22 protein-coding genes and 1 tRNA gene are annotated in these 24777 nt (G+C 68.2%); 6 read left to right on the top strand and 17 right to left on the bottom strand.

What is annotated here, in order from left to right; all coding sequences use genetic code 11:
- On the top strand, positions 1-1299 hold a 1299-nt coding region (locus Q0C41_RS18895), incomplete at its 5' end, for a hypothetical protein (RefSeq protein WP_291986274.1).
- On the opposite strand, the gene Q0C41_RS18900 is transcribed toward Q0C41_RS18895, so the two are convergent.
- The 4 genes from Q0C41_RS18900 to Q0C41_RS18915 are packed head-to-tail and all read right to left on the bottom strand — an operon-like array spanning position 1250 to position 4398.
- A complete protein-coding gene (locus Q0C41_RS18900; protein WP_291986276.1) occupies positions 1250-2014 on the bottom strand; it encodes a hypothetical protein in 765 nt (254 codons plus the stop codon). The genes Q0C41_RS18895 and Q0C41_RS18900 overlap by 50 nt on opposite strands.
- A 60-nt stretch (positions 2015-2074) precedes the next feature.
- Positions 2075-2956: a 23S rRNA (adenine(1618)-N(6))-methyltransferase RlmF gene (rlmF, locus tag Q0C41_RS18905; protein WP_291986278.1), complete on the bottom strand. Its 882-nt coding sequence runs from the start codon at positions 2954-2956 to the stop codon at positions 2075-2077.
- Between the two features lie 5 nt (positions 2957-2961).
- A complete protein-coding gene (locus Q0C41_RS18910) occupies positions 2962-3246 on the bottom strand; it encodes a hypothetical protein (protein ID WP_291986280.1) in 285 nt (94 codons plus the stop codon).
- A 60-nt stretch (positions 3247-3306) separates the two neighbouring features.
- Entirely contained in the window at positions 3307-4398 is a 1092-nt protein-coding gene (locus Q0C41_RS18915) for a ScyD/ScyE family protein (RefSeq protein ID WP_291986282.1), read from the bottom strand.
- A gap of 284 nt (positions 4399-4682) precedes the next feature.
- Between Q0C41_RS18915 and Q0C41_RS18920 the strand changes: the two genes are divergently transcribed.
- Positions 4683-6026, top strand: a complete 1344-nt coding sequence (locus Q0C41_RS18920; RefSeq protein ID WP_291986284.1) for a hypothetical protein — start codon at positions 4683-4685, stop codon at positions 6024-6026.
- A gap of 138 nt (positions 6027-6164) precedes the next feature.
- Here Q0C41_RS18920 and Q0C41_RS18925 read toward each other — a convergent pair whose 3' ends face one another.
- From Q0C41_RS18925 to Q0C41_RS18940, 4 genes are all read right to left on the bottom strand, one after another.
- Positions 6165-8312: a C1 family peptidase gene (locus Q0C41_RS18925; protein WP_291986286.1), complete on the bottom strand. Its 2148-nt coding sequence runs from the start codon at positions 8310-8312 to the stop codon at positions 6165-6167.
- Positions 8313-8631: 319 nt separating this feature from the next.
- The gene (locus Q0C41_RS18930) at positions 8632-9135 is read right to left on the bottom strand and encodes a GNAT family N-acetyltransferase (protein ID WP_291986288.1); all 504 of its coding nucleotides are present in this window, start codon (positions 9133-9135) and stop codon (positions 8632-8634) included.
- Entirely contained in the window at positions 9132-9410 is a 279-nt protein-coding gene (locus Q0C41_RS18935) for a DUF1778 domain-containing protein (RefSeq protein WP_291986290.1), read from the bottom strand. Before Q0C41_RS18935 ends, Q0C41_RS18930 begins: the two co-directional genes overlap by 4 nt.
- A 175-nt stretch (positions 9411-9585) precedes the next feature.
- Positions 9586-10221, bottom strand: coding sequence for a DUF6498-containing protein (locus Q0C41_RS18940; RefSeq protein ID WP_291986292.1), 636 nt, complete (start codon positions 10219-10221; stop codon positions 9586-9588).
- A 286-nt stretch (positions 10222-10507) separates the two neighbouring features.
- Between Q0C41_RS18940 and Q0C41_RS18945 the strand changes: the two genes are divergently transcribed.
- A complete protein-coding gene (locus Q0C41_RS18945) occupies positions 10508-11188 on the top strand; it encodes a helix-turn-helix transcriptional regulator (protein ID WP_291986294.1) in 681 nt (226 codons plus the stop codon).
- Positions 11178-11735, top strand: a complete 558-nt coding sequence (locus tag Q0C41_RS18950) for a DUF6036 family nucleotidyltransferase (RefSeq protein ID WP_291986296.1) — start codon at positions 11178-11180, stop codon at positions 11733-11735. The genes Q0C41_RS18945 and Q0C41_RS18950 overlap by 11 nt, the downstream gene beginning before the upstream one ends.
- Positions 11736-11939: 204 nt before the next feature.
- Here Q0C41_RS18950 and Q0C41_RS18955 read toward each other — a convergent pair whose 3' ends face one another.
- The 6 genes from Q0C41_RS18955 to Q0C41_RS18980 all read right to left on the bottom strand — a co-directional run bounded on the left by Q0C41_RS18955 (position 11940) and on the right by Q0C41_RS18980 (position 19834).
- The gene (locus Q0C41_RS18955; RefSeq protein WP_291986298.1) at positions 11940-12392 is read right to left on the bottom strand and encodes a hypothetical protein; all 453 of its coding nucleotides are present in this window, start codon (positions 12390-12392) and stop codon (positions 11940-11942) included.
- A 73-nt stretch (positions 12393-12465) separates the two neighbouring features.
- Positions 12466-13116 carry a plasmid pRiA4b ORF-3 family protein gene (locus tag Q0C41_RS18960; protein WP_291986299.1) on the bottom strand — a complete coding sequence of 217 codons (651 nt, stop codon included), beginning with the start codon at positions 13114-13116 and terminating at the stop codon, positions 12466-12468.
- 808 nt (positions 13117-13924) lie between these two features.
- Complete coding sequence (locus Q0C41_RS18965) at positions 13925-14695, bottom strand: hypothetical protein (protein WP_291986301.1); 771 nt, start codon at positions 14693-14695, stop codon at positions 13925-13927.
- Positions 14696-14745: 50 nt separating this feature from the next.
- Positions 14746-15387 carry a hypothetical protein gene (locus tag Q0C41_RS18970; RefSeq protein WP_291986303.1) on the bottom strand — a complete coding sequence of 214 codons (642 nt, stop codon included), beginning with the start codon at positions 15385-15387 and terminating at the stop codon, positions 14746-14748.
- Positions 15388-15876: 489 nt separating this feature from the next.
- Positions 15877-16839: a hypothetical protein gene (locus Q0C41_RS18975; protein WP_291986305.1), complete on the bottom strand. Its 963-nt coding sequence runs from the start codon at positions 16837-16839 to the stop codon at positions 15877-15879.
- Between the two features lie 31 nt (positions 16840-16870).
- Entirely contained in the window at positions 16871-19834 is a 2964-nt protein-coding gene (locus tag Q0C41_RS18980; RefSeq protein WP_291986307.1) for an IPT/TIG domain-containing protein, read from the bottom strand.
- A gap of 88 nt (positions 19835-19922) precedes the next feature.
- Here Q0C41_RS18980 and Q0C41_RS18985 point away from each other — a divergent pair, with 88 nt between their 5' ends.
- Positions 19923-20225 (top strand): hypothetical protein, encoded by a 303-nt coding sequence (locus tag Q0C41_RS18985; protein ID WP_291986309.1) that lies wholly within the window; start codon positions 19923-19925, stop codon positions 20223-20225.
- A gap of 494 nt (positions 20226-20719) precedes the next feature.
- Here the strand turns inward: Q0C41_RS18985 and Q0C41_RS18990 are convergent.
- From Q0C41_RS18990 to Q0C41_RS19000, 3 genes are all read right to left on the bottom strand, one after another.
- Positions 20720-20812: transfer RNA gene (locus Q0C41_RS18990), tRNA-Ser, on the bottom strand.
- Positions 20813-20853: 41 nt separating this feature from the next.
- Complete coding sequence (locus tag Q0C41_RS18995) at positions 20854-23313, bottom strand: PDZ domain-containing protein (protein WP_291986311.1); 2460 nt, start codon at positions 23311-23313, stop codon at positions 20854-20856.
- A 112-nt stretch (positions 23314-23425) separates the two neighbouring features.
- Positions 23426-24220 carry an FkbM family methyltransferase gene (locus Q0C41_RS19000; RefSeq protein WP_291986313.1) on the bottom strand — a complete coding sequence of 265 codons (795 nt, stop codon included), beginning with the start codon at positions 24218-24220 and terminating at the stop codon, positions 23426-23428.
- 104 nt (positions 24221-24324) lie between these two features.
- Here Q0C41_RS19000 and Q0C41_RS19005 point away from each other — a divergent pair, with 104 nt between their 5' ends.
- The gene (locus Q0C41_RS19005) at positions 24325-24726 is read left to right on the top strand and encodes a DUF2256 and DUF3253 domain-containing protein (RefSeq protein ID WP_291986315.1); all 402 of its coding nucleotides are present in this window, start codon (positions 24325-24327) and stop codon (positions 24724-24726) included.
- The last annotated feature ends 51 nt before the right edge of the window (positions 24727-24777 follow it).

Genomic DNA, 24777 nt, shown 5'->3' on the forward strand with positions numbered 1-24777 from the left:
CTGCCACGGGTGCCCGCCGTGCTGTTCGCGCTCCAGGTGACGCTGCTCGTGCTGCTGCCCTCGAACGTCGGAGACGCCCCGAACGCCTATTCCCAGGCCATGTCGTACAACCGCTGGGGCTGGAGCGCACTGACGATCCTCTGCCTCGCCGTGTTCGCGTCGCCCCGCCCGGGCATGGCCCGGCCATGGACGGAGGCCCTGCTCGGCGCCACGCTGCTGACCTTCCTCTTCTATCTGAAGATCACCTACGCGGTGGCTGGCGCCGCGGCCGTGCTCGCGGGCCTGGTGCTGATGCCGCACATGCGCCGGCACTGGCGCGCATGGCTCGCCGCCCTCGCAGCACTCGCAGGCCATGCCGCGCTTCCGCACAACCACGCCTACCTGGCCGACATCTGGGGGGCGGCCACCGGCGGCTACGCGCGAGTCGAGTTGACCTCGCACCTGTTGTCGCTCGTGGCGAACCGCGAGCAGTTCGCCCTGACCGCCGCGGTGGCGTGCTGTCTGGCCTGGCTGTGGCAGCGCCACTGGCTCGATGGCGCCACCGTCGTCGCGAGCGTGGTGATCATCGGGCTCGGCGCGGTCGTCCGCTCGCAGAACGCCCAGGCCGGTGACATGCCGGTGGCCCTCGTGGCCTGCTGGCTGCTGTACCGCGCGCTGCTGCACGTGCCGGACGGCGCCACAGGACGGCCAGCACCCGCGCTGCTGCTGGCCGTCATGGCCTGGCCGCTGCTCACCGTCACCGGCCACGCCGCGACGCTCACCGCCTACGCCCGCGCGGCGACCCGCGACGACCGGATCGTTCGAATCGCGGAGACGAACCTGCGCGGGCTGACCGTGCCGGCCGACCCGAGCGACGTCGAAGCCGCGCTGGCCGGCAGTGCCCATCGGGTGCTGAGCCCGCTGCGCGACTCCCCGCTGCGCGATCCGCTGAGTCAGCACCAGTACGTGCAGAGCCTGCTGGCCGCCGCGCGTCTGTTCGATGCCGGCGCGCCGGTCCGCGTCCTGGTGCTCGACCAGGTCAACGCCCTGCCGTTCGTGCTCGGCTTCCCGCCGCCACGCAACAGCTGGCTCTGGTTCCTCGCGGAAGGTGCGGCCCGGCCGGCCGCGGACGTCTTCGCCGACGTCGACGTGGTGCTGGTGCCGCGGTACGCGACCCTGGCGCGCACGACGGCGTTCGCGCTGGAAACCTACGGCGCGTATCTGTCGACGGCCTATCCCGACCGGCAGGAGACCGCGAGCTGGACCGTCCTCAGGCGCGCCCGTCAGGCGCACCCGCGCGACGCGGCCGGGACGCGCTGACCGCCGCGGCCAGCGCCTGCAGGAACGTCGCCGCCACCGTGCGGCGCCCGGCGGCGTTCAGATGGCGCCCGTCGTCCGAGTAGGCCGCCACCAGGCTCTCGCCGCGACGCCCACGATAGGTGAACACCTCGGCCGTGCCGTCAGGACGCGTCGATTCGGCGCGCGCCAGATCGAAGGGCGGCGACGCCACCGCGCCCTGCCGCACGCGATCGTTGAAGACCTGCCGCGCGAGATTCTGCAGTTTCGCGGTGTTGGGGCGCCCGAGGACCTCGCGGGCCCACACCCCCAGCCCGCCGTCGACGTGTGTCAGAGGCACGGTGACCGGCATCATGACCGTCGCCGGATGGCGATGCGCCAGATCGTCGAGCGTGGCGCGGTACTCCTCGGCGAGCGTCCCGGCGTCCGCATCGGTCTGGACATCCACGTAGCAGAACTTGAGCGCGGCGACGTCCAGGTGCCCCAGCGTGCCGGCGTCGAGGGCCCGCCGGAAATCCTCACATTTCGACCGCGGCTGGCCGTTGCGGCCAACCGCGGCATGGATGAGCGCCCCGCCGGCAGGAGGCGCCGCCTGTGCCTCCACGATCGGCCAGACGAGGTCGCTCGCGGCCAGCCAGTCGCGCACGCCATCGAGCACGTTGGCGCCCACGGACTGATGGCCGAAGAAGACGCGGCAAGTGACGAGGTCGCGCAGCGCGGCCACGGGATCGGCGATCATCCCGACATTATCGCGGGAATGACGGGTCGTACGCACGCGCGGCCCCGCGACGGGCGCCGTTCAGGCGTGCATGAAGGTCCACGCCAGCAGACGGCTCTGCTTCTGCCCCTGCGCCATGTCGATCGTGAGCACGTGGGTGGCCTCCGCGCGTGCGATCGCCCGCCGCAGGCGCGGCAGATGGGCGCTCTTCGAGACCAGCGTCGTGAACCAGAAACAGAGCTGCGGACGTGTGGCGCTCTCAGCGATCATCCGCTCGATGAAGCCCACCTCGCCGCCGTCGCACCAGAGCTCATTCGCCTCACCGCCGAAGTTCAGGGCCGCGGCGTCGGGCGCGAGCTTCAGGTTGCGGCGCTTGCGCGCGGAGCCGGCGGCCGCCTCCTCCGCGGACGCATGGAACGGCGGATTGCACATGCTCGCGGCGAAGCGTTCGCCGGGCGTCGTCACGTTGGCGAAGCATGATCGCGGATCGGACTGGTATCGGCCTTCGATGAGCGTCGCGATGGGCCGGTTGATGCGCACCACCTGCCGCGCCCAGCGATGCGCGGCCTGGTCGATGTTCGTGGCCACGAACCGCCAGCCGTACTCGCTGGCGCCGATGATCGGGTAGATGCAGCTCGCGCCGGCGCCGATGTCGAGGATGCGCACGTCAGGCCCGCGAGGAATCGCGGTGTCGTCGCCGCCGGAGAGCAGATCCGCCACGTGGTGCACGTAGTCGCTGCGTCCGGGAATGGGCGGACACAGCGCACCGGCCGGGAGGCTCCACTGCACGCCGTAGGCGTCCTTGAGCAGCGCCTGATTGAGCGCCAGCACAGCGGCCGGATCCGCGAAGTCGATCGTGGCATCGCCGCGCGGACTGCGCACGACGAACGGCGTGAGCGGCGGATGGGCCGCGGTGAGACGCGCGAAGTCGTAGCCGTCGCGACAGCGATTGCGCGCGTGCATCGCGCCTACGCCTCGGGCGCGGCGTCGGCGGCGGCCCAGCCCAGGCCCAGGAACTCGGCGTGTTTCGCCGCGGCATCGGCGTCGAAGCGCGCCGTGTCGTCGATCGCGTAGTTGCGCGACCAGAGCAGCTCGCCGTTCACATAGACGCGGAACTCGCGACGCCCGAACTTGGCGCTCATGCGGGCCTCGGCCTTGTCGGCGCCGCGGTGCAGCAGCCACAGCCGGCGCTCGATGCGGGAATGAAGATCAGGGGACGGGACGGGGGTGTCCATGGTGTCGTCGGGAAACACGGAAGCCGTTCTCGTGCGCCGATGCTATCGCATTCCCCGGCGACCCATGACACGCGTACGCTACTGCGTGATACGCACGACCTGGCCGGTGCCCGCCGACTTGCTGTTCACGCTCACGTAGACGGCGTTGTCGGCACCGATGAGCAGGGCGCCAGGGTCGACGAGCTGGCCGGCCGCCAGCTCCGTCTGGAAGCCGAACGGCCCGATCTTCACGAGCCGGCCGATGTTGCCGGCCGTGAGCAGGCTGTTGGTGTCGTGCTCGAGCACGTAGGCCGCGCCGTCGGGTCCGAGCGCGATGTCGATGATGTTGGTGAAGCCCGTCGCCACGACCGTGGGCGTGCCGCCGCCAGCGGGAATGCGGTACACGTTGGCGCCGCCGACCGGGAAGGGGAAGCCCGTCAGCTCGCCCACGTAGATGCTGCCGTCGAGGGCCTCGACCACCGCCGTGGGCACGCTCTGCATCTGCACGTTGCCCCCCGGGCCGGCCACGGTGCGCGCCGGAAAGACCGCGAGTGTCGAGATGCTGAGGTTGGGCGCGATCTGCAGCAGGGCATTCGCGCCGGCGTCGGTCACGAGACCACGGGTGTTGGTGATCTCGAGACTGTAGAGGTTCGAGTCGAGCAGACCGCCATCGGGATTGGCGGCCGTCTCATGCGCGGCCACGTCCACGATCGGCGTGATCTGCCCCGTGTAGTTCACGAGCAGCAGATTGCCGAAGGGAATGCCGGCCTGACGGAAGGGCTGGAGCGTGGCGGGATCCCCGCCCGAGCCCACGGTGATGAAGGCGGCACCGAAGCCGAAGTCGATATCGTGCGGACCGGCCGCTTCCGCGCCCGACTGCACGGCCAGCGAGGGCAGACCGCCGAGCACACGCCCCTGCCGGAGCGGCGTGCCGGTGAGCACACGCGTCACCGCGCCGGTCGGGCCGTAGCAGCGCTGCCCTGGCCCCGTGGGCACGGCGAGGCACAACGTGCTCGTGCCGCCCCGCCCGGCCTCGGCGACGTAGATCGCGCCGTCGGGCCCGAACGCCATTCCGCGCGGGTTATCGAGCCCCTGCGCCATCACCACCGGCGTCTGCGCGCTCGCGGCCGCGATCGATCCCGCCACGACGAACACACCCGCCATCACCCACCGCGACATTGACACCACCATCGTTGCTCCTCCCGCCAGTGCGTCTGGCCCATGTGAATGAGGATGGCGGTGCAATCGGGCGGCCAGGCGATGTGAGGTGCGCTCTACCGCTTCTCGGACATCGGCCGACTCAATCAGGGTAGTGCCGCGCTCAGCAGTCGACGTGCTGGCGCGTTCGCAGGGTGATGGCGGGCGGCGGGTGATGCCACGGCGAGCCGATTCAGGCTCCGCTTGCGCTTATCGTAGCGGAGCGACTGGCGCCGGGATGCCGCTCGCCCCTCGCCCACTACGAGAGGAACGTGACGATGTCGATTGAAAACGCCCTGCGCGGGCTTGCCTGTGTACTGACCGCTCTCGCCGCCGCCGCTCCACCCGCTGCACACGCGGGGGCGACGAACGGCGGCAAGGACAAGGCGAAGCAATACGAAGTGTGGCTCGTGGACCAGAGCAACTCCAGGGGCCTCGCCTACGGCGGTGCCATCCACATCTTCAACGGCCGTGACCTCGAGAAGGTCGGCTCCGGCGCCGCCGCGCCTGCCGAAATCATCGATCTGGCCGGGGCGACGACGGCGCTCTGCCTGAGCGCCACCGGGGTGGCGCCGGTGCGGCCGCACATGATCGTCTTCAACAAGGCCAACACCCACGCCGCCCTGGCCTTCGTGGCGTCCGGCCACGTGGTGTTCTACAACGCGGTATCGCGCGCGCCCCTGGCGTGCCTGCGCATGGCCGCGGGCGCGGGCGGCGCCCGACAGGCGCACGCCGGCTGGCCCACGGAAGACGACCAGTACCTGCTCGTCGCCAACCAGAACGGCAAGCGGTTCGAGCGCGTGCGCACCGACTATGCGACCAACACGTTCACCTACGACCCGTCGCATGCCGTGGACCTGGCCAATGGACTCACGCCGAACGGCTTCCCGCGCCAGGCGGCGGGCCTGCGTCCAGACGCCGCGCCCATCTGCCCCTTCGTGGCCTCCAACAACGGCCCCGCGTTCGTGAGCCTGCGCGGCGGCGGGATGTTCATGGTGGACTGGGCGGCGACGCCGATGGCGATCGTGGGTGAGTACGACGCCGCGACCGTGCCCGCGAACGGCTGCGGCTTCATCGAGGCGAAGGGGTGGGTGTTTGCCGACGGCGGTGGCGGCACGGCGAACAACCTCGACGGCTTCGCGGTGTATCGCTTTCCCATGACGGGTTACCAGGCGTCCAACCCGCCCAACGTGCCGGCGCTGCAGATGCTCTACGAAGACCAGCTGACGCACGACCGCGATGCGCACGGCCCCGCGGTGACGAAGGACGAGCGGTTCACGTGGATCTTCGACCGCGGCGCCAACGTGGCCGAGGTCTTCGACAGCGTCTCTGGTGAGCGCGTGAACACGGTGGACCTCATCTCGCCGTTCAGCGCCGACCCCACGGTGGACCTCATCGGCGAATCGCCCGACCGGAGGTTCTTCTTCGGGTCGCTGCGCGGGCCCACGCCGCTCAGTGGCGATCCGCATTCGTCGACGGGCTCAACGCCCGGGCTGCTCGTGATGAAGCTGAAGGCCGGCGGACGTGACATGGAGGTACGCGGCCTCGTGCCCATCTCGAACGTGGACGCCAGCGGCATCGAGCGCGCCGACGCGCATGGCATCCGCGTCAGGGTGAAGTAGCGCGGCTTGCAGCCGACCGTGCCGGCCCACGCCACAGGGCCGGCACGGAGGGGCACGCCATATTCACGAGGCAGGCGTCCTGGCGCACCGCCAGGGCCGTGCCGAGTGCGTCTTCCGCCGTTGCAGGCCGCTCGAGCCCTAGAAATCCAGCCACTCCATCGGCTTCGCGAGTTGACGACCCGACATTCGTTCGAGCGTCGTGGTCCACACGGCGATGTTGTTGTCGAACGACCCGTGCGTCGCCTGCGTGCGGCCGCCGATGCGCGTGTAGGGCACGTCCTGGTCTGGAATGACGTTCGTGCGAGCACTGCCGCCGCGCCCCAGCCACATGGCCTGCCACGCTTTGACATCGGCGAGACGGCTGTCGGCCCACTGATCGTCGTCGTTCACGTACTTCGGCAGGTGCACGCGCTCCAGCCCAAGAATCGGCATCTTGCGGCTGTCGTCAAGCGCGCGTGACACCATGTACAACAGCGACTTTCCGTAGATCGGTTTGCCAGGGCTCGGCAGCGCATCGCGCTTCTCGATGTTGTCCTGCAGGCAGTTGATCCACAACTTCTCCAGCTTGAGCAGCCCTGCAGCATCGGCCGCGCCGTAATGCTGATTCGCGAAGCCCACCGAGCAGGCCGGTGCGAATAGCGTGCACGTCCCGATTTTCGGCAGCGTCGGTGCTCCTGGCATCATGGCGCGCTCGAGCAAGTGCCCGAGGAGAATGGCGCCGGCGGAATGCCCGGCGAGGTGCAGCTCCAGCGTCTTGCCCTGCGCGGCGAGTCTGGCGCGCAACTGGTCGAGATTCCGGGCGAGCAGGTCGAGGCCGTGGCCCGCCCGGGTGGAGCGTTCGGCGTTCTCGCGCATCTCCCCCCAGATGCCGCGCCCGAGAGGTCTGGCCACCAGCTCGATGGCCCGGTCGCGCTGGTCCGACAGCCACTCGCCGAATCCCGTGGCTCGGTCGGTGTCGAAGCCCGGAATCTTCCGCAGCCAGTCTTCGACGAGAGAGCCGATCGTCTCGCCGAAGCCGGTGCGCCACGCCACGAACAGCGGGTAGATGCCATTGGCCGTGAAGTAGGGCGCGAGCACCCGATTGCGCTGGATCGCGCCGTCCTCGGCATTGAGCCCGCCGTGCGCGTAGAGCGCGAGCTTCACGGTGGCTTCCGGCCGCTTCTTCAGCCAGGCCAGCGGCAACTCGAGCGCCAGTTCCCGCACGCAATCAGCGGCTCCTGATGGACCGCCTTTGGTCACGTCGCGCACCACGACCTCGCCGTCGTTGCCGGTCACCAGGGTGTGCTCGTAGGCGCTGGCGGTGGAGATCGGCTCGTACTCCTTGAACAGGAACTCGTGGTCGAACGGCCAGGGATCGTCGCTCGGGTTGTTGGGTGATCCCTGCGCGCGGTCGAGCGTCACCAGTGCGCGGCCGGACGGAACGTGCCAGCGGATGGTTCGGGCGCGGGCCTTCGACTCCACGGCCGGCACGCCGAGCGCGCAGGCCCAGGCGTCCGTGCCGTGCGCCACCCAGTCTTCATAGGTCAGCCGCGCGAATCCGCCGGAGCCCCACCGCGCCCCCCACGAGTTCTGCACGATGAAGCCTCGTTCGTCGTAGCCCACCAGGGCAAAGGCATGACCGCCGAGTGGGCCGAGCTTGGCCGGAATCGGAATCTCGGCCACCTCCTTGTGCGAGGTTGGCGCGCGGCGCGCCCGCGAGCCTGCCAGCGTGTCCCAGCCGGCATGCACCCGCGCCGACACGTACACGGCGCCGATGTTGACGATGGCGGCCTGCAGGTCGATGACCGACGAGCGCTCCACGCGGTAGTACACGCCCAGCGTTCTCGCCAGTGCGTCGGCACTCCACTCCTTCGCGGGCGGCACGAACACTGCCTCTCCAGCCTGGTTGAATGGATACGGCCAGTACTTCGACGCGCACACGCCGTGCTTGTGCCAGCCCTTGAGCGCGCCACGGCAGCTCGAGCCCTCGTACTTCTCTCCCGGCCATTCGTCGTAGTGCTTGGCCAGCTCGTAGAGCATGCGCGGGCTGACGGGCGCGAACTTCGAACGCGCTGTGCCGCGTCGCATCCACAGCAGGTAGTTGGCCACGCAGGCCAGCCCGAAACCGGTGCACGCGCCTTCGGTGCCCTGGTCCAGCACGAGGCCAGCCTTCACGTAGGACGGAAGCAGGCGCTTGAGGTCAGCGGGCGTCGGCCACACGGGCGGCAGTGACCGCAGCGGCGGACGATAAGGCAGGTCGCGGAAATCTGCGCGATCGGGACGGGCGTCAAAGACGCGTTGAGACATCTGGACGGCCCCCGCAGCCGGCGCGTAGGCACTCCGTCGCTGAAGTCTTTCGGCGTTCTGAGCAGAAGCTCGAGTCGGACGTCTCGCCATGGTGTCTCCCTGGAGTCGGGTGCGGTGTCCTCGCCCGAGTAGACGGACGAGTGCGTAGAGTTTCGACACGGCGGCGGTACGCTTCCCCGCCTCGTGAACCATAGAATGGTGCACCCTCCATCACTTCGGAAGGAGCGACGTCGCGGGGACCCACCGCGAGGCCCACTGGTCGACCTGCTGGCGCACGTGTGTGGACACGACGGCCGTCGTCATCGCTTTCGGGGCAGCGTTACGGGCGGACGGCCTTTTCGACATCGGCGAGAAGGACCATCATCGTCATCGGGTCCACCGGTGATTCCGCGAAACCGTGGTGCAGATAGAAGCGCTTCGCCTCGTCCGACATGGCGTGCAGCAGCACCGCGCGGATGCCCACAGCCTCAGAGACCGCGAGCGTGCGCAGCAGCGCATCCCGGAGCAGGGCCGAACCGAGGCCCGTCCCCTGATATGCGTGGTCGACGGCCAGCCGGGCAATCACCATGACCGGAATCGGTTCCGGCATGTTGCGCCGGACCCTGCCCGTGGCCATCGCGTGAGCGACCGCACCGGTGGCCAGCGCGTAGTACCCCACCACGCGGCCGTCACCAGTGACCACGAACGTCCGCGAGGCGCGCGCGGCGTCGTGCTGCAGCGCCCGGCGCCTGAGCCAGTCGTTCAGCTCGGGAACTGCGCAATCGAAGGCTGAGACGTCGTGCGCGCTGGTGAGCGGGTGCGGCGCGCTGACCGTGCGACTCATCGCTCCCAGGGCGCGGGGGTGGCGAGCAGCTTGCGCAGGCGCGAACTGGCCTTTGGGGGCGCATCGAGCGCCTTCGAAAATCGCCGGAACGCCGCCTCATCCAGATGAAACAGGCGACGATCCAGGAGGACCGACTGGGCTTCGCGGGTGGCGGCATCGAGCATGAACTCGGTCCGATCCTTCCCCAGCGCCTCGGCCGCGCGGTCGATGAGCGCACGACGCGCCTCGTCGGTGCGCAGGTTGATGACCCGTGTGCGTACTGTCGCGGTCGGCATCAGAGACTCTCCTGGCTCGGTGCCCCGAACCGTCGTCGTTCGAGACTAGTGCCATGTATACACGTTGTCAACACATCCAAGCTGCCAGTTTCCCACCCGGACCTTCCGCCGTCACCATCCAGTTGCAAAGTTCGTCCCAGATACCCAGCCACTCGGTCTGGAACGCGCGGACGAGTCAGCCCCGGCCGGCCGCGGCGCGCTCCTTGAGCGACTTCCAGCCGAACGTCCGGGCCATGAGCCCCCATCCCTCCCAGGTCAGCTTCAGCACCGCGAACCACTGGAAGAAGATCTCCGGCCGTCCGGTGAACGCCATGGCGATGATGCCACCGAAGCCCAGCAGCCACATCAGCGCCCACCGGGCCAGGCAGGCGTCGACGCGGGCCTGCACCGCCGCGACGGTGGGATCCGGCAGCAGCAGGGAATCCAACGCGAAACCCGCGGCGAGCACGACCGCTATGCCGGTGGCCGCGCCGCGCAACTCGATCCAGTTCATCGGCGCGATGCGACCGTTCATCGTCAGGATGAAGAGAATCGCCGCGAAGAACACGCCGAAGATCGTCAAGCTGCCCCAGTGGAACCCCAGCACGTCCCGCGGATTGAGACCGCTGGTGAGCGACCCGGCAGGCGGCGGTCCTGACGTGCTGTCGCGCAGCCGCACGCACAGCAGCGCCGCGATCGCCGCGAGCAGCACGCTTTCGATCCAGTAGACGGCCACGGCCACCTGCGGTTGCCAGCCAAGCGCGAAGATGCCGCCCACGGGAACGGCCTGGCGCGCGGCCGTGATCACCAGATCGACGAGGCGTCTCAACACGGCGGCTCCATCATAGAACCGGTCAGGCGACGCCGGCTCGATTCCGGTTCGACGGCTGCCTGTGCCCAGCTGCCGGCCAACCAGCGGGGTGCAGGCGCACTCGGTCCGGTGTCGCTGTCAGGACCGAACGCGTCACTGACCTTCGGCGTGCACGGTCGCATCCGGTCTCGGTGGGTGGCTCGTGGCGCCGTGACGCTGCACAACGTCGCCGCGGGGCGCGTGGCGGGGCATCGGCTGCCTGTCATTCGCGCACAATCGATATTACAGATGATGTAATAATCGATCCGTGACCAGTCTGCAGCTGAAGCGCGCCCGGACGGCCCGTCAATGGACGCAGGCCGAACTCGCCACGCGCCTGGGCGTGTCGCAGGGTTACGTCTGCCTGCTCGAACGGGGCGCACGCCCCGTACCAGCAGCGCTGGCGGGCACCCTGGCTCGCCTGCTCAGGATGGCGCCGTCGACCCTGCCGGCCTCAGCAGACAGCGACGCCTATGGCGCCGGCGGGGCCGCGCGAGCGCTCGCGGCGCTCGGCTACGCGCGATTCGCGGATCGCCCACGGCGTCGCGAGCGCAGGAATCCCGCCGAAGTGGTCCTTCGCTGTCTGCGCGCGCCGGATGTCGACGCCCGGGTCGTGGAGGCGCTCGTCTGGGTACTGGTCGCGCACGCCGACCTCGACTGGACGTGGCTGGTCCGCCACGCCAAGGCCGACGACCTGCAGAACCGCCTGGGCTTCCTGGTGTCGCTGGCGGCAGAGGCCGCGCAACGCGATGGCCAGGCCGAAGCCCGGGCGCAGCTCACGTTCGCGCGCGCCGCGCTGGAGCGGTCGCGTCTTGCGGCCGAGGGCGCCTTCCGGGCCAGGCTGTCGGATGCCGAGCGGCGGTGGCTGCGGCAGCATCGCCCACCCGACGCCGCGCACTGGAATTTATTGACGAATCTGACGGTGGCAGACATTCCCGATGCGGCGTAAGGTCCTGCACGAACCGTGGCGCACGTTCTTCGAGGCGCTCGACCAGGAACTCTCGTCCCCGTGTGACCTGCACTGCTTCGGCGGTTTCGTCCTCACCGAGCACTACGGCGTGACTCGGTCGACGATCGACGTGGACGTCGTCGACGTTCGCGGTGCGGAGGTCGCCGAGATCGCTCGGCGCGCCGGCAGGGGCAGCCCACTGCACCGGCGCCATCGCGCGTACATCGATGTCGTCACCGTCGCGGAGGTGCCGGACGACTACGAGTCGCGGCTCATCGACATGCACGTCGAGGGACTGGCTCACGTGAGGCTGCTGGCCTTCGAGTGTCACGACCTGGTGCTGGCCAAGCTGGCGCGCAACACCGACCGCGATCGTGAAGACGTCTTGGCCCTGGCGCGAGGCCCGGGGCTCGACACGGATCTGCTCCGGTCCCGCTACCGGGACGAGTTGCGGCCCACACTGGGCCGGCCGGACCGCGAGGACCTGACGCTGGAACTCTGGATCGAGATGATTCTCGAGACTACAGGGGACGCGCCGACGTCGTAGGCGGCGCCGCCGAAGACTACGCCGCCTTAACCAGCGATTGGCGAAGTTCGTCCCAGACACCCAGCCTTCTGAATTCTTGCGGACAGGTCTCCCCTAAACGCAAGAACGCCTTCTGACGCCGAGATCTTGCGGCGTGCCGGTCTTGAGTTCTCGAGCACGGGCGCCTGTAGCCGCACGACCGACTCGAAGAGCGCGCGGTTTGGGTCAGCCACGCAACAGGCTCCGAAGAAGCGCGCTCAGCGCCTTCTCAGCCAGTTTCCGCTCACGCACACGCCCATCCCGGAGCGCGTCGACGAGGGCTAGCAGTTCGTAGAGCCTGTGGTCCTTTCGAGCAGCATTTGGCACGCCCCTGTGCAGTGGCTCGAAGCTGCCCCCGCGCACCTCGCCATCGGGATCCGGCCACACAGGCGGCAGCTCGCCCGCACTGACGATCTGGTGGCGCAGCGGCGCAGCCGCATGCGCGGTCGGCAAACCGCGGGTCGGTTCCCCACGCTGGGCGGGGAATGCGTATTTCACTGCGTGGACGAGGAACTCTTCGACCGCCTTCAGCAGAGGGCGACCGGTCTGGGCGTCGAGCAGTCGAGATCGCACGAGACGCTTCAGCGACGCATGCACCTGGGACGCACTGAGCGACAGATCTCCCGCCACCTGGGCCATCGACGGGCGCTCCCCGCCGTTCTGGAATACCGAATGGCAAGGCCCTGGAGCCATGCAGCTCCCTGCGTTGAGGCTATTCCTCGAACGCCTTCTTCCAGCGCTTCTTCGGGTCGTCGAACATCACCGCTTCGGGCGTGAAGGCCTCTGCGTCGTAGTCCCCGCCAGACCACTGCAACATCGACTCGTGCTCCGGATGCGTCGGGTCCGCGATCGTCTTCAGGAATTCCGCAAAGCCGTGGACGCCGCCGCAGTCCTCTGGCGGGCACCGGCGCGCGCCCGACACACAGCGCGGGTACGACAACCCGGCCTCGGCCGGCTCCATCCCCTCGTGCACGACCACGTGTTCCCAGTCGTCGCCGAAGTCGTACGCGTAGACGGCTGGCGGCGCGTGCCAGGCCCGCCGCTCGAAGAACCTGGAAAGGGGGACTTCCCATCCGGGCAGGACCGGCCGAGCCTCGGGTTCGTCGTCGTCCGGGATGCCGATCGACACGACCGCCTGCTCATCGGCGTCGAGCAGCCGGAACTCGTGAAGGTGGTAGTCGAGCCAGCCCATGGCGTCCTGGATAGCGACGTGCAGGTCCCAGAACGAGTACTTCTGGGGCACTCGGATACGCCGCCACACGAGCGGGTCGGTACCGCTCAGCACGATGAGGAACTGGTGCACCAGCGAGGGCGACGCGGTGCGCTTCGCAGCCTTGCTGCGAATTGACTGGACTTTGGCCATCTCGGCTCCGTGAGTCGCGAACTCACTGGAGTATCGCTGATCAGGCTTGCCGATTCGCTTGGCGCGCGCCGCGGCTAGACGATCGGGCTGCCGAGCCAGCGAGTCCGGCGGCGATGGATGCGGCGATCGACCGCTGGAGGAGCCCTTCGACAGGCTCAGGGTCTGCGACCGGCGGGACGCCCTCAGACGCTTCGCGGCTTGCAGAGCTTTGGAGCCCAGCGGTGAGGCAGGGATTCGTGCCCGCTCGCGAGCGCCGCAGGCGATCGCGGCGTGCCTGAAGACGAGCCGAGCGCCGATGCGGCGAAGCCGGATTGGCGGTGAGGCAGGGATTCGAATTCTAAGGGTGCGTCTTTCTAACTTGTTGATGGCGCGCGACTTCTGGCGATAAGAATTTGAGTCCCAATGGGTTGCGGGCATGAGGATGTCCGCAACCGTTCTCGGCGGTCCCCGAGATTCCGCCGGTGTCTTGGAGACCTGGTGGAGACGCTGCTCTTGACGCCCGCTGGGAAGCACTGGACCGAAAGAGCCATTTCCCCGGCTTGACGCTCTCCATTGGCGTCGGACGTCTCAAGTGCGTGACCGGCCCCAGGTCACTGCCCAGATATCGAGAACAGCACGAGCGCGGCGCGCTGTTCCCCGAGTCGAGAGACGCGCGCGGCTGACTTGAAGCTGCGGCAGGAAGGCCGGCGGGTCAACCACAAGCGCGTCGACGGGCTCTACGCCCCGGTCACATGAGCGTGGACAACTGAACTCTGGCCCTGCCGTATCGAACTCTCGACGAGGGCTCGTGGCGGCTCCCACAAGACCGTCATCGCCGGACCGCACGCCTCAGATCTCCCAAGGTTAGGCCAGCCATCGAACTGTTCGCCGACGCCACGGCAACGAGATTCTCGCCGTCAACGAGCAGCGGTGTAGCGGTCACGTTCAGGCCTTGTTCGCCCTGTCTGCCAGACAGAAACACGATGTACTGACGAGACGCTGGAAACGGGATGACAGGTTGCGCCCTGACTATGACGTTTCTAACGTTGATCTCGCCACCGCTAACGTGAAACTCGATGCGCTCTCCATTCCGTATCCGGTGACGGCGATCCACGTCTGGGCCGATACGGTGAACCTGAGCCACCGTGCCTCGGAAGACCGTGTGAACCCAGGCACCGTCTAGCGCCGATTCGCCCCTTACTTCGGCAACGTCGACAGTCGCAACTATGGCAGTTCGACGGCGCGCCGCTGAGCGAAGCGCGGCCAATCCCGAGAGACTTTTGTCGGTGACCGCCTCGTCGGCCCGCATCTCCACAATGACGACCTCGTCGTCGGTGTGCAGCTTGTCCGTGATCGGAAAGGTGTCGAAAAAGACCGTGCGCGTCCGCAAGGTCGTTTGTGCACCCGCCTCACCGCCGACTGTCCCAACAATCGCTAAGCAGCCGACGCCAGCGATGAGGGCCACGAAGCGGCTATTGCGCTGCAGCACGGCGCACGGCCTCGATGTCACACTTCGATGGAGTTCGCGGAACAAAGTCAAGAAAGTCATCGAGACCAGCAATAAAGTTGCCGGGGTTTCAAGGGTGCCCATCGGGTTCATGACGGTGCCTACCGGCCGCGCCGACCAACCAGGGATACCGTCTGGACTTGTTACCGCATTCTTGGGCCCTCTCGGTGAACCAAGTCGAACAACCGATTCACGATCGGGTCGAGCTGCTCGTCGCGGATGCTCTGCCTAACGACGGCCTTGTACTTCTGGCCTTTTCGCACCTCAAGGATCCAGCCGTCTCCACCCTCCGGACGTGTCTGACGGGCCACGTCGGCACTCCAGAAACCCGCAGCCTCAATGGCAGACGCGACGCTGTCCAGCTCTGGCGACAACACGGGTGCGGCTCTGCGCGTCGCTATGCCCGGAACAGCGAGGGGCGGCAACGAACGCGGGTCTTGGAACTCGACCATCTCGGCAGTCCCCGAACTCGATCTCTGAAACGACACGACGACCATCGGGAGCGTGCTCCGCACCCAGATCACTCGAATCGTATCGTGTGTTGTTCCGCACCATACCTTGGTGATGCCGACGCGTCCAAGTGCTCGAGACGCCTGGGAGACCACCCACGAATCACGCGCGCTCACGTCTTCACCAAAAACGCCGGCCTCGGCGCCTGACGGGCAGGTGACGGCCACCGGCACGCCTGAGTTAACGCTCGGCAGAGGAAGGACGTTGCAGCCGCTCGCTGCAATCACAGCAAGTGCGGCCGCCTTCGCAAGGGAGATCTTGCAGCGTATCGTCATGGGATTGGCGTCGTGCAATTCGCGGTCGGACTCGCTCCACCCACGGTCCATGGCTGCCACACCGTCCCCACGCGCTCGCAGCTGTTTTGGCGAGACTTTCGATTCGACGGTGGACCGGGCGTCGGTTCGGGATTCCAGTACTTGATCGTCTGCCTCTGAGCCGGCAGGTTCGGCCGAACCTGCATCACGTAGTGCGGAATCCCCGACTCAAGGTCAGCGTTCGTCAGGTCTCCTCCAGGCGGCCCCAAGGATCCCTCAATTGGCGGGTGCGTGTGGAAACGAGCAGTGTAGCTGCGCCCGACGCATGGCAAGGAATTCAGGTCGACTTCTGCCTGCTGGAAGTCCGTCTTGATCTCGGACCAGACAAACGTGCCGGCCGGACCCTCGCAAATCTTGCCGCCGTACTCCCAGCTCTTCGATGCGGAAGTCGGATAGATGAAGTCCAGCGCCGCTAGGGCCGCTCGCTCCCGCGTAGTGAAGAAGCGCGACCTAGCCGCACCAGCCCCCTGAGCAGCTGCCGCTTGGCACGCCGTCGCCCGGGTCGAGCGCCGCGTCGAATGCGAACACAGATTCACTGACTGCAGGCCCCCAGACAGATGTCAGTACGCCGTTCGCCATCCCGGACCACAAGCCGAGGCGTGTTTGCACCGGGTCCGACACGCCCAACATCCCAAGGTTGGTAGCCACGCCCTGTGCGTCTCTCTTTTGTAGCATGCCATCAGACCGCAGCAGTGTCGCGCCGCCATCCTGATGCGCTGCGACAACCTTGCCTTGGTCAGGGCTCGACCACACAGTAGTCCATGTCGCGGCGTTCAGCGCCGTCACACCAGACGGATCCTGCAGATACGCCGTGCCGTTGTCGCCGACGAAGGCAAGGGGCGAGTTGGTGAATAGGTTCGGCGGAGGGCCGCCGGGTCCGAAGCGCGGGGCCACGACGTGATCGTCAATCGCGCTGCTCACCCTTGTGACGTGCGCCTCGAGGGTGGTTGGATTGCTCGAGAACGTGTAGAGGTCCCAGGACGCGAGGATCCCACCTTGGCCATCCGGCGTCGACGGGCCAGGCTGACTGATGCGCTGCGTCGCCCCCCCGTCAGAGGTAGATGTCGGAGGTTGCACGTAGCGATAGATGAGCTGCTTCGTGAGCGCGCCGTCAGCAGCAAGGCGAGCGAGGAAGAGGTCCGTTGTGTAACTGAAAACCCCTGTTGACGCCTGCCCAGGCGGGCAGTCGGAGATGGTCCAATCAACCGACTGGTTGTAGAGCTGAAAATAGACGGCGCCATCGTCACCCACCGACATGGGTCCAAGGTAGTCTGGGAACGTGCTGGTGGAGGGCTCGTACTGGCAAGCACCAACGTAGCGCGTGCGAACCACGGACGTTGGGACGTCGGTGCGGAAACTTACAGCACCGGTGGCCCCAGCCAGACCCAGGAATTTGTCCTGCTCGAGCGCCACGATCAGGCCTCCAGGCGTCTGCACTGGTCGACTATCGATCGAGCCTGCCGAGTCGTAGCGCCACGGAACAGCGCCGCCCCCCCCCGAAACGCACAATGCTACTTACAGTGGGGGTCTCCGGGTAGCGCACCAGCCCAAGGATGCCGCCGAACGCGTCGCCGAAGAGGGGTTCGCCCGCAGCGTGCTCAGACCACAGCACTCGCCCGTGCGCGTCCAGAGCGTGAACGCGCGTTGTTTGACTCAGTACGTTCGTCTCCACGGCGAATAGGTCTGCGCCGTCTTCGTAGACGCGATTGGGATAGATGGGCGCTCCGGCGACGGTTCCCGGCGTGGGCGCTACGTTCCACACTGGTGTGCCAACCGTCAGCGGGCCGTTCGCGACGGTCACGGTCGTCGTGGCCGTCACGGTGCCGGCGGTAGCGGTCAATGTCACAACACCGGGCGCTACGGCCACCAGCGTCGGCTCGGCGTCTGCCGTGAGCGTTGCGATGCCTGGCGGATCCTGCGTCCAAATCACACCGTTCGCGACCGGACCGAATTCTGACACGGCGGTCAAGGTCCGAGATTCGCCGACGGCGAGGGTTGGTGCCGCGGGCGAAATCGACAGCATGGTGGGTGTGCCCTGTCTCGTCACGGTGACGGCGGCCGAGGTACTGTTGCCGGCCATGTCGACGCCGCTGATGGTGACGGTGTTCACGCCAGGCTGCAGGTCGATTGCACATTCCACCTGATTCCCGGCAGGGGTGGTCCACACACCGTTACACAAGACGCTGCTCAGACCCGACAGCGTGTCCGCAGCGGTGCCAGTCAGGTTCAGTGAAGCCGCGGTGGTGGTCATTTGCCCTGCCGGATTCGTCATGACGATCGACGGGAACGTAAGGTCGATGTTGACCGTGACCGCCGATGAAGACTGATTGCCGAGGCTATCTGTCGCCGTCACATTCACGACCTGACCCGCGCCCTCCTGACTGACGACCACCGGCGCAGGGCACGTAGCGACAGGTGAGGCGTCGGCACACGCGAACGACACGGTGACAGGCGAGGTGTTCCATCCGTTCAAGTTAGGGGTGGGGGTGAGGGTGGCGACGATCGTGGGGCCGACCGTGTCGATGACGTACTCGGCCGTCAAGAGTGCGCTGTCGGTCCACCCGGCCTGCATGGCCAGCGCCTTCAGCGTGGCGGATGCCGTCAGCGTCACCGGCCCGGAATACGCTGACGACGTCGTGTCAGGGGTGCTGCTATCCAACGTGTAGCGGATCGTGGCTCCCTGAGCCGCCGTGAGCGTCACGGTCTGCCCGGGGCCGTACACGCCGGCTGGCGGTGTGGGAACCGGCATGGCGAGCGTCCCAAGAGTCGTTCCAGCCGGCGCGATCGTGATCGGGATGGCATCTGATGGTGTGACGGCATTCGTTTGGTCGACGGCAACGGCGATGAGCGTGTGTGGGCCTTCGAGAGGCGACGTCCACGTCACGGCGTATGGCGCTGCAGAGTCCGTACCAATAAGGAGCGGGCCGTCGTAAAACTCGACACGAGCGATCGCCCCGCCCGTGGTCGTCGCCGCCAGGGCCACACTGGCCGGCGCGTTGAAGGTCGTGCCGGGGAACGGTTCCGTCAGCGTGATCGCAATCGTGGTCGTGGGCGGCACTACCGCGAAGGTCACGCCATTACTGGCCTGGCCCGCGACAATCACCGTGACGGCACCGCTGGTCGCACCCGCCGGCACCGGCGCAGTGATGCTGGTGGCGGACCACGCGGTGGGAGTCGCCACAGTGCCGTTGAACGCGACCACGCTCGCGCCCTGAGCGGCGCCGAAGTCCGTGCCGGTCAGGGTCACGACCGTCCCTACGGCACCGGTGGATGGCGTGAGCGAGGTCAGTGTGGGCGGCGGGATCACCGTGAACGCCAGGCCGTTGCTCGTCTGGCCCGACACAGTGACGGTGACCGGCCCGCTTGCCGCGCCCACCGGCACGGGCGCTGTGATGCTGGTGGCCGACCACGCGGTGGGTGTCGCCACGGTGCCGTTGAACGAGACTACGCTCGTGCTTGGCGTGGCGCCGAAGTTCGTGCCGGTCAGGGTCACGACCGTCCCAACGGCACCGGTGGATGGCGTGAGCGAGGTCAGGGTGGGCGGCGGGATCACCGTGAACGCCAGGCCGTTGCTCGTCTGGCCCGACACGATGACGGTGACCGCCCCGCTTGCCGCGCCCACCGGCACGGGCGCGGTCATGCTCGTGGCCGACCATGCGGTGGGTGTCGCCACGGTGCCGTTGAACGAGACGACGCTCGTGCCTGGCGTGGCGCCAAAGTTCGTGCCGGTCAGCGTCACGACCGCACCCACAGTACCGGTCGACGGCGCGAGCGAGGTCAGCGTGGGCGGCGGAATCACCGTGAACGCGGCGCCAGCGCTGTTCTGGCCGTTCACCGTGACTACGACCGGACCGGTCGTGGCGCCCACCGGAACGACCGCCGTGACACTCGTGGCAGTCCACGCCGTCGTGGTCGCTGTGACGCCATTGAAGCGGACGATGCTCGTGCCCAGTGTTGCGCCAAAACCCGTCCCGGTCAGCGTAATCGCCGCGCCAACGCCGCCGCTGGTCGGCGAGAGTGCCGTGATCGTGGGCGGCGCGGCCACCGTGAACGTCGCCGTGGTGCTGTTCGTGCCCGCCACCGTCACGCGCACGGCGCCCGTAATGGTGCTCGCCGGCACCGTCGCCACGATCGACGTGTTCGACCAACTCGTGACGGTGGCCGTCCGGTTGGTCGAGAACGTCACCACGCTGCCCAGCTGTTGATCCCGGAAGTGCGTGCCCGCAATGGTCACCGACGTGCCCACGCCGCCACTCGCGGGGGTCAGGCTCGTCATCGTTGGCGCAGGCAGCGCCGTCGGGATATCCACGCGCGAGTTCGCCGCGCCGTTTAGCGTGCCTTCCAGGCCCAGCTCGCCACGGAACGCGCCCGCGCTCGAGCCCGCCGTGAGATTCACGCCCGCCCACACGTAGTAGCGGCTCGTCGCGGTCAGCGTGACGTGCGCCGTCGTCGTACACGTCAGCGTGTAGGCCGTGAGCGTGGTCGTAAGGGCCGTCGTGCCCGTGGCCGTGCAGAGCGACGTGCCCGTGCTGTTGTTGAGCCGCACCTTCACGCGCGGAAACATCGTGCCGAGCGCCGCGGTCTTGCGCATCCACACCGTCGCCGTCACGGTGGCCCCTGTGGGAATCTTGCCGGCGGTGTTCGGCACGCCGATGGCGGTATCGAACTGCGCAACGAGCTTCTCGCCCGCGGCCACCCCCTGGAGGGCCGCGGACTGGACAACGACTTGCGCCGCATCCGGCCCGGTCGACCGCAGTTGTTTCGTGCTCGCCGTGGTCGAGGCGTCGGTGTGGAAGTGATACGTCGTCACCTGGGCCAGGGCAGGCGTCGCGCAGGCCAGGACGCACGCGGCCAGGAACCGCGCAGAAGATCGAGCGAGCATCAAGAACTCCGACCGTGGGGGGATCGGGTGAGATCGGCCGCCAGTGTGGCGTGGGGAGGCGACCGCACTGTACCCCCCCCTCGGGTGGTCGGTCAAGGAAATAGCGCGTCTGCGTCCGCCTCACGCCCTGGCGATCCAAGACCTGCGCGGTACCGAGGCGCTTCAGTCAACGGTGCATGCACCGGGGTGCCGTCGCCGTTGGACAGCGACTCACTTGCTGGAGGTGCCGGGAGACGCCCTCAGACGCTTCGCGGCTAGCAGAGTCTTGGAGACATGTTGGAGACGGGGGGTGGGGCCCCGCCGCTAAATCCAGCGCAGAGAATGCTTTATCTCGAAGAGAGGCAGGGATACGAGATTTGGATGAAAACGGGCCCAAATCGACGAAAAGCCCAATGAATTCGCAGAAAATGCTGGCGGTGAGGCAGGGATTCGAACCCTGGGTAGGGGTTTACCCCCTACAACGGTTTAGCAAACCGCCGCTTTAGGCCACTCAGCCACCTCACCGCGCGGCCTTTTAGTATATGCCACGGCGCCCCCGCCGTGGCCTACTGCGTCTCCCCCGCCCCCGGGCGGTGCGTGCGGAGCCCCGTGCCCAGCCACCGCTGCGGCAGCGTGCCCTTCACCGTGGCGTAGGCGCCATCACGCCACACGGTGAACTGCACGGCCGTGTCGTGGCTGGCGCGCATCAGCACGTCGAACTGCGCCTCAGACCGCACGCGCACGCCGTCTACGCCCACGATGATGTCGGTCTTCCGCAGGCCAGCCTTCGCCGCCCGCCCCCCGAAGTTCGTGAAGGCCACGCCGTCAACCGGCGCCGCGCCGGCGGACGGCACGGCCTCGAATCCGCTCGGGAACGACTGCGCCACGAGCGCCAGACCACGGTCGCGCAGGGCGGTATCTCCCGTCGCCTTCCAGCGGCGGAGGTAGTACGCCCCGAGGTGCCACGCGGTGCCGTATCTGTCCTGCACCCGCTTGTAGCCGGCCTCTGCCCCATCCTGGTCGCCCTGTCGTTCCTTTACCTCCGCCAGTGTCAACATGCCGGCACCCGACCCCACGTCGTCGGCGCTCACGGCGATGGCACGGGCGTCGGCGGCCTGGCCTTGATCGAGGAGATACCGCGTAAGCCACAACACGCGGTTCGATGCGGCCACGCGGTCCTGCGCCCGGTTGAACCAGCGGCGCAGCTCGTCGGCCGCTTCCGCGTCGCGCCCTTCCTTGAGCAATTCCTGCGCGAGTTCTTCGCAGCGGTCCACGTTGAGCTCGCACATCTGGGTGCCGAGCACGACGTATTCCTGATGGGTGCCGTCGAGCCCGCGAAACATGCGGTAGATCGCGCCAGAGTCATAGGCCACGGCGGGCCCGAGTTCCGCGCGCACGGCGGCGATCGTCGGACGCCCGGACGGCACGCGCCACCAGGCGAGCCGCCACGACAGCCAGGTGTCTGACGGCGCCAGTCGATGCAGCGCCTCCGCCATCGGCAGCGGCGGGGCCGGAGCGCCCTGGCGCGCCAGCCGATCGCTCGTCGTGAGCGCAGTGCCATCGGGTTGCCACGGGTTGAACCACACATCCGCCGTCGGCCATGACACGGAGCGCGCACTTCGCTGCCCCTCGTATACCAGGGCCGTCCAGAGCGCGGGGGGAATCGCGTCTTTGCGCGCACGGACGATCGCCGCCGCCGCTGCCAGATGCCGCGCCGCGCCGTCTCCACCCATCAGCGCCAGCGCGGTGGGCACGAGCGGCAGCGTCGCGAACGTCTTCTCGAGCTCGATGGGCATCTGCCGCAAGCGCTCACGCTGGCCGAGAAGCCTCTGCGCATCGTAGAGCGACTTCAGGCGCGCCAGGATGTGCCGCTCGGCCGTAGACGCCACGAGCGGCCAGTCGAGCACGCGGAAGGGCCCGGTCGCCGTCGGCCGCCCGATGGCACGCAGCAGCGCCGTCGGATCGTCGGTGATGGCCACGCCGTACGCGCGTGCCGCTTCTTCCGCCTCATTCAGCTCCACCATGAGTCCGGCAGCAGAGAACCGATTGCCAACGGCTACCGAGAGTGGCTGCGACAAGAGCACACGCAGCAGCGGCAGGTCGACGTCAGGGTTCGCATCGTCCATCCACGCCAGCACAGGCCCCAGCCCCACGCGCCACGCGTACGCCTTGGCATAGGCGACTCGCGCGATCGTCGGGCTCTTCGCGGGCCGGTCCACGAGACGCCAGTCGCCGGTGGCCCGCACACGCAACGCCGTGGCCCAGACGCGCACGGCTGCGGACTGCTCTGCCGCGGCCAGGGGCGCAAGGGCGGCGAGAGCATCAATCTCGCGGCCCACGTCCACCAGGAGCACGGCATCGGCGAGGCGTCCTGGCAGTGACGACTTCGCCGTGCCCGCTCCGTTCACGGCGCGCGCCATCGTGAGATGCGCGGTGAGGCGCGACCAGGCAGGACGTCCGTCGGTGTAGAGGTTCGCGCCTTCACGCAGCGCCATCGCCCCGAGCAGCAACGCCGCCTGTTCGTGCAGCACGGCCGCGCGCGGCTGCGCGCGCAGCGCGGTGCTCACGCGGGTGTCTTCAGCGATCAGGTGCGCGAGCGAGGGCTCGGTAAGGCCCTCGACGAAGTTGGCCTCGGCAGCACCGGCGGAAGGTGTCGCGGCAGGTTCGGGCCGCACGCCCAGCGCGGCAGCTATCGGCAGATAGGTGCGCGGGTCCCAGATGTGGCCCACGACCTTGAGCGTCAACGGCGCGCCACCATTCACGGCAACGCTGAACACCGCGGGCGATGCGGCCAGCGTGGTCACCGTGATGGTCGGCGCCTGTGGCGTGACCGCGGGCAGGTGGGCCAGCGTGGCCAGACGGCCAACCACGGCCCGCACGATCGACTCCTGCTCGGTGCCGGGCAGGTCCGTGGGACGCGATGGCGCCACGAGGTCCGCCAGGCTGCCTTGTGGCGTGGCCGGTGCGGGCGTGAGCCAGACCGTGCAGACCGCGACCAGGAGCACGAACCGCGACGTGATGCGCATGGCGGCCCGGCTACAAGAAGGGTGCCACGGACGTCAGAACCGGAACTCTCGGCAGATCGAGGCGCCCGTGTCGAAGACCGCCCCAGGCGCGACAAGAACCGTCAGCGCGCCCTCAGATCCTCCGCGCGTCCACGTACACGGTGTTGTAGACCGACCCACCCCGCGGGATGTAGCCCTTCCCCGCGAGATACCGCGTGAGCGTAGACGCCCGGCCCGACTTCATCGTGGGCACCGCCTCCGCGCAGATCGCCGCGGGACGAAACCGCCGCAGATCAAGCGTGCGGATGATGGCCTCATCCAGCCCCTCCACGTCGGTCGAGAGCAAGTCGGGCGCGCGTCCCAGGTGCACTTCGATCACCCGGTTGATGTTGAGCAGCGGCATCTTCACCACACGTTCGACCACACTCTCGCTCTTGCCGCGTTGCAGCTCCGCCACCTGCTCGGGCGAGAACGTGTTGAGCATCGCGTTGCCCTTGATCTGGTAGTAGTCGGCTTCTTTCGCCTCGGCCACGCCGATGCCCGCTTCCACCACCTTGTCGTCCGGACGTTTACTGCGCAGCTGCGCGGCCAGCACCGGGTTCGGTTCCACCAGCACACCGCGCGCACCGGTCGTGTAGAGCAGATAGGTGTTGTTGCCGTCCACCGGATACGCGGCGCCCACATCCACGTACGTGGGCGTCTCGATCTTCATGAGCTCGTGCAGCACGTGGTAGAGCACGATGTCTTCGCCCTGCTGCGAGAAGCTCAGGCGCGCGTGTTCGGGCAATGCGGGCGGCGGCGGCGGAGGCGGTGCGGGTTGCGGCGGCGGAGGTTCAGGCTGCGTCTGCCGGGCCCACACGAAGCCGGCAGCCGTGCCGGCCACGGCGCCACCGGCGGCACCGCCAAGGAAGTCGCGTCGATTGATCACGCAGGCAGAGTATCCGAGTCGGCACGCCTCTCGCGAGTCACGCGCGCTCGCGGCGGCACGCGGCGGCGCCAGCGAGCGTCTTACGCAAGGCCAACCCACCGCGCATGCCCACCGCCAGAACACGCACCGCACGCCCGTCAGACCTGCCCACGAAGCTCTGCACGCGCTGCGGGCGCACGATGACATGGCGCAAGGCGTGGGCGCGCACGTGGGAATCCGTGCGCTACTGCAGCGACGCCTGCCGCCGCGGCGGCGCGGAGGCGCCGATCGCCGCGATGGAGCAGGCCATCCTCGCGCTGCTCGACGCCCGTCCGCGCGATGCCAGCATCTGTCCGTCCGAAGCGGCCCGCCTAGTCGCCCCCGCGGACTGGCAGCCGCTCATGGAACCGGCCCGCGCCGCCGCGCGTCGCCTTGCCGCGGCCGGACGCCTCCAGATCACGCAGCAGGGCCGCGTGGTCGATCCCGCGGCCATCCGCGGGCCCGTGCGTCTGCGCAAACCGCGCTGACGGGGCCCCCGGCGCACCCCGATTGCCCCACGCGCCGCGCCGCACGTGCCG

Source organism: Luteitalea sp., assembly GCF_022842525.1.
In the GTDB taxonomy this organism is placed as follows: Bacteria; Acidobacteriota; Vicinamibacteria; order Vicinamibacterales; family Vicinamibacteraceae; genus Luteitalea.

What these genes read in the sequence shown, in the direction of transcription:
- Q0C41_RS18935 (WP_291986290.1), bottom strand. Translation starts at nt 9,410, where the DNA reads ATGCCGACCGCGACAGTACGCACACGGGTCATCAACCTGCGCACCGAC.
- Q0C41_RS18955 (WP_291986298.1), bottom strand. Translation starts at nt 12,392, where the DNA reads ATGGCCCAGGTGGCGGGAGATCTGTCGCTCAGTGCGTCCCAGGTGCAT.
- Q0C41_RS18925 (WP_291986286.1), bottom strand. Translation starts at nt 8,312, where the DNA reads ATGTCTCAACGCGTCTTTGACGCCCGTCCCGATCGCGCAGATTTCCGC.
- Q0C41_RS18965 (WP_291986301.1), bottom strand. Translation starts at nt 14,695, where the DNA reads ATGAACCCGATGGGCACCCTTGAAACCCCGGCAACTTTATTGCTGGTC.
- Q0C41_RS18970 (WP_291986303.1), bottom strand. Translation starts at nt 15,387, where the DNA reads ATGACGATACGCTGCAAGATCTCCCTTGCGAAGGCGGCCGCACTTGCT.
- Q0C41_RS18950 (WP_291986296.1), top strand. Translation starts at nt 11,178, where the DNA reads ATGCGGCGTAAGGTCCTGCACGAACCGTGGCGCACGTTCTTCGAGGCG.
- Q0C41_RS18995 (WP_291986311.1), bottom strand. Translation starts at nt 23,313, where the DNA reads ATGCGCATCACGTCGCGGTTCGTGCTCCTGGTCGCGGTCTGCACGGTC.
- Q0C41_RS18900 (WP_291986276.1), bottom strand. Translation starts at nt 2,014, where the DNA reads ATGATCGCCGATCCCGTGGCCGCGCTGCGCGACCTCGTCACTTGCCGC.
- Q0C41_RS19005 (WP_291986315.1), top strand. Translation starts at nt 24,325, where the DNA reads ATGCCCACCGCCAGAACACGCACCGCACGCCCGTCAGACCTGCCCACG.
- Q0C41_RS18920 (WP_291986284.1), top strand. Translation starts at nt 4,683, where the DNA reads ATGTCGATTGAAAACGCCCTGCGCGGGCTTGCCTGTGTACTGACCGCT.
- rlmF (WP_291986278.1), bottom strand. Translation starts at nt 2,956, where the DNA reads ATGCACGCGCGCAATCGCTGTCGCGACGGCTACGACTTCGCGCGTCTC.
- Q0C41_RS18930 (WP_291986288.1), bottom strand. Translation starts at nt 9,135, where the DNA reads ATGAGTCGCACGGTCAGCGCGCCGCACCCGCTCACCAGCGCGCACGAC.
- Q0C41_RS18915 (WP_291986282.1), bottom strand. Translation starts at nt 4,398, where the DNA reads ATGGTGGTGTCAATGTCGCGGTGGGTGATGGCGGGTGTGTTCGTCGTG.
- Q0C41_RS18960 (WP_291986299.1), bottom strand. Translation starts at nt 13,116, where the DNA reads ATGGCCAAAGTCCAGTCAATTCGCAGCAAGGCTGCGAAGCGCACCGCG.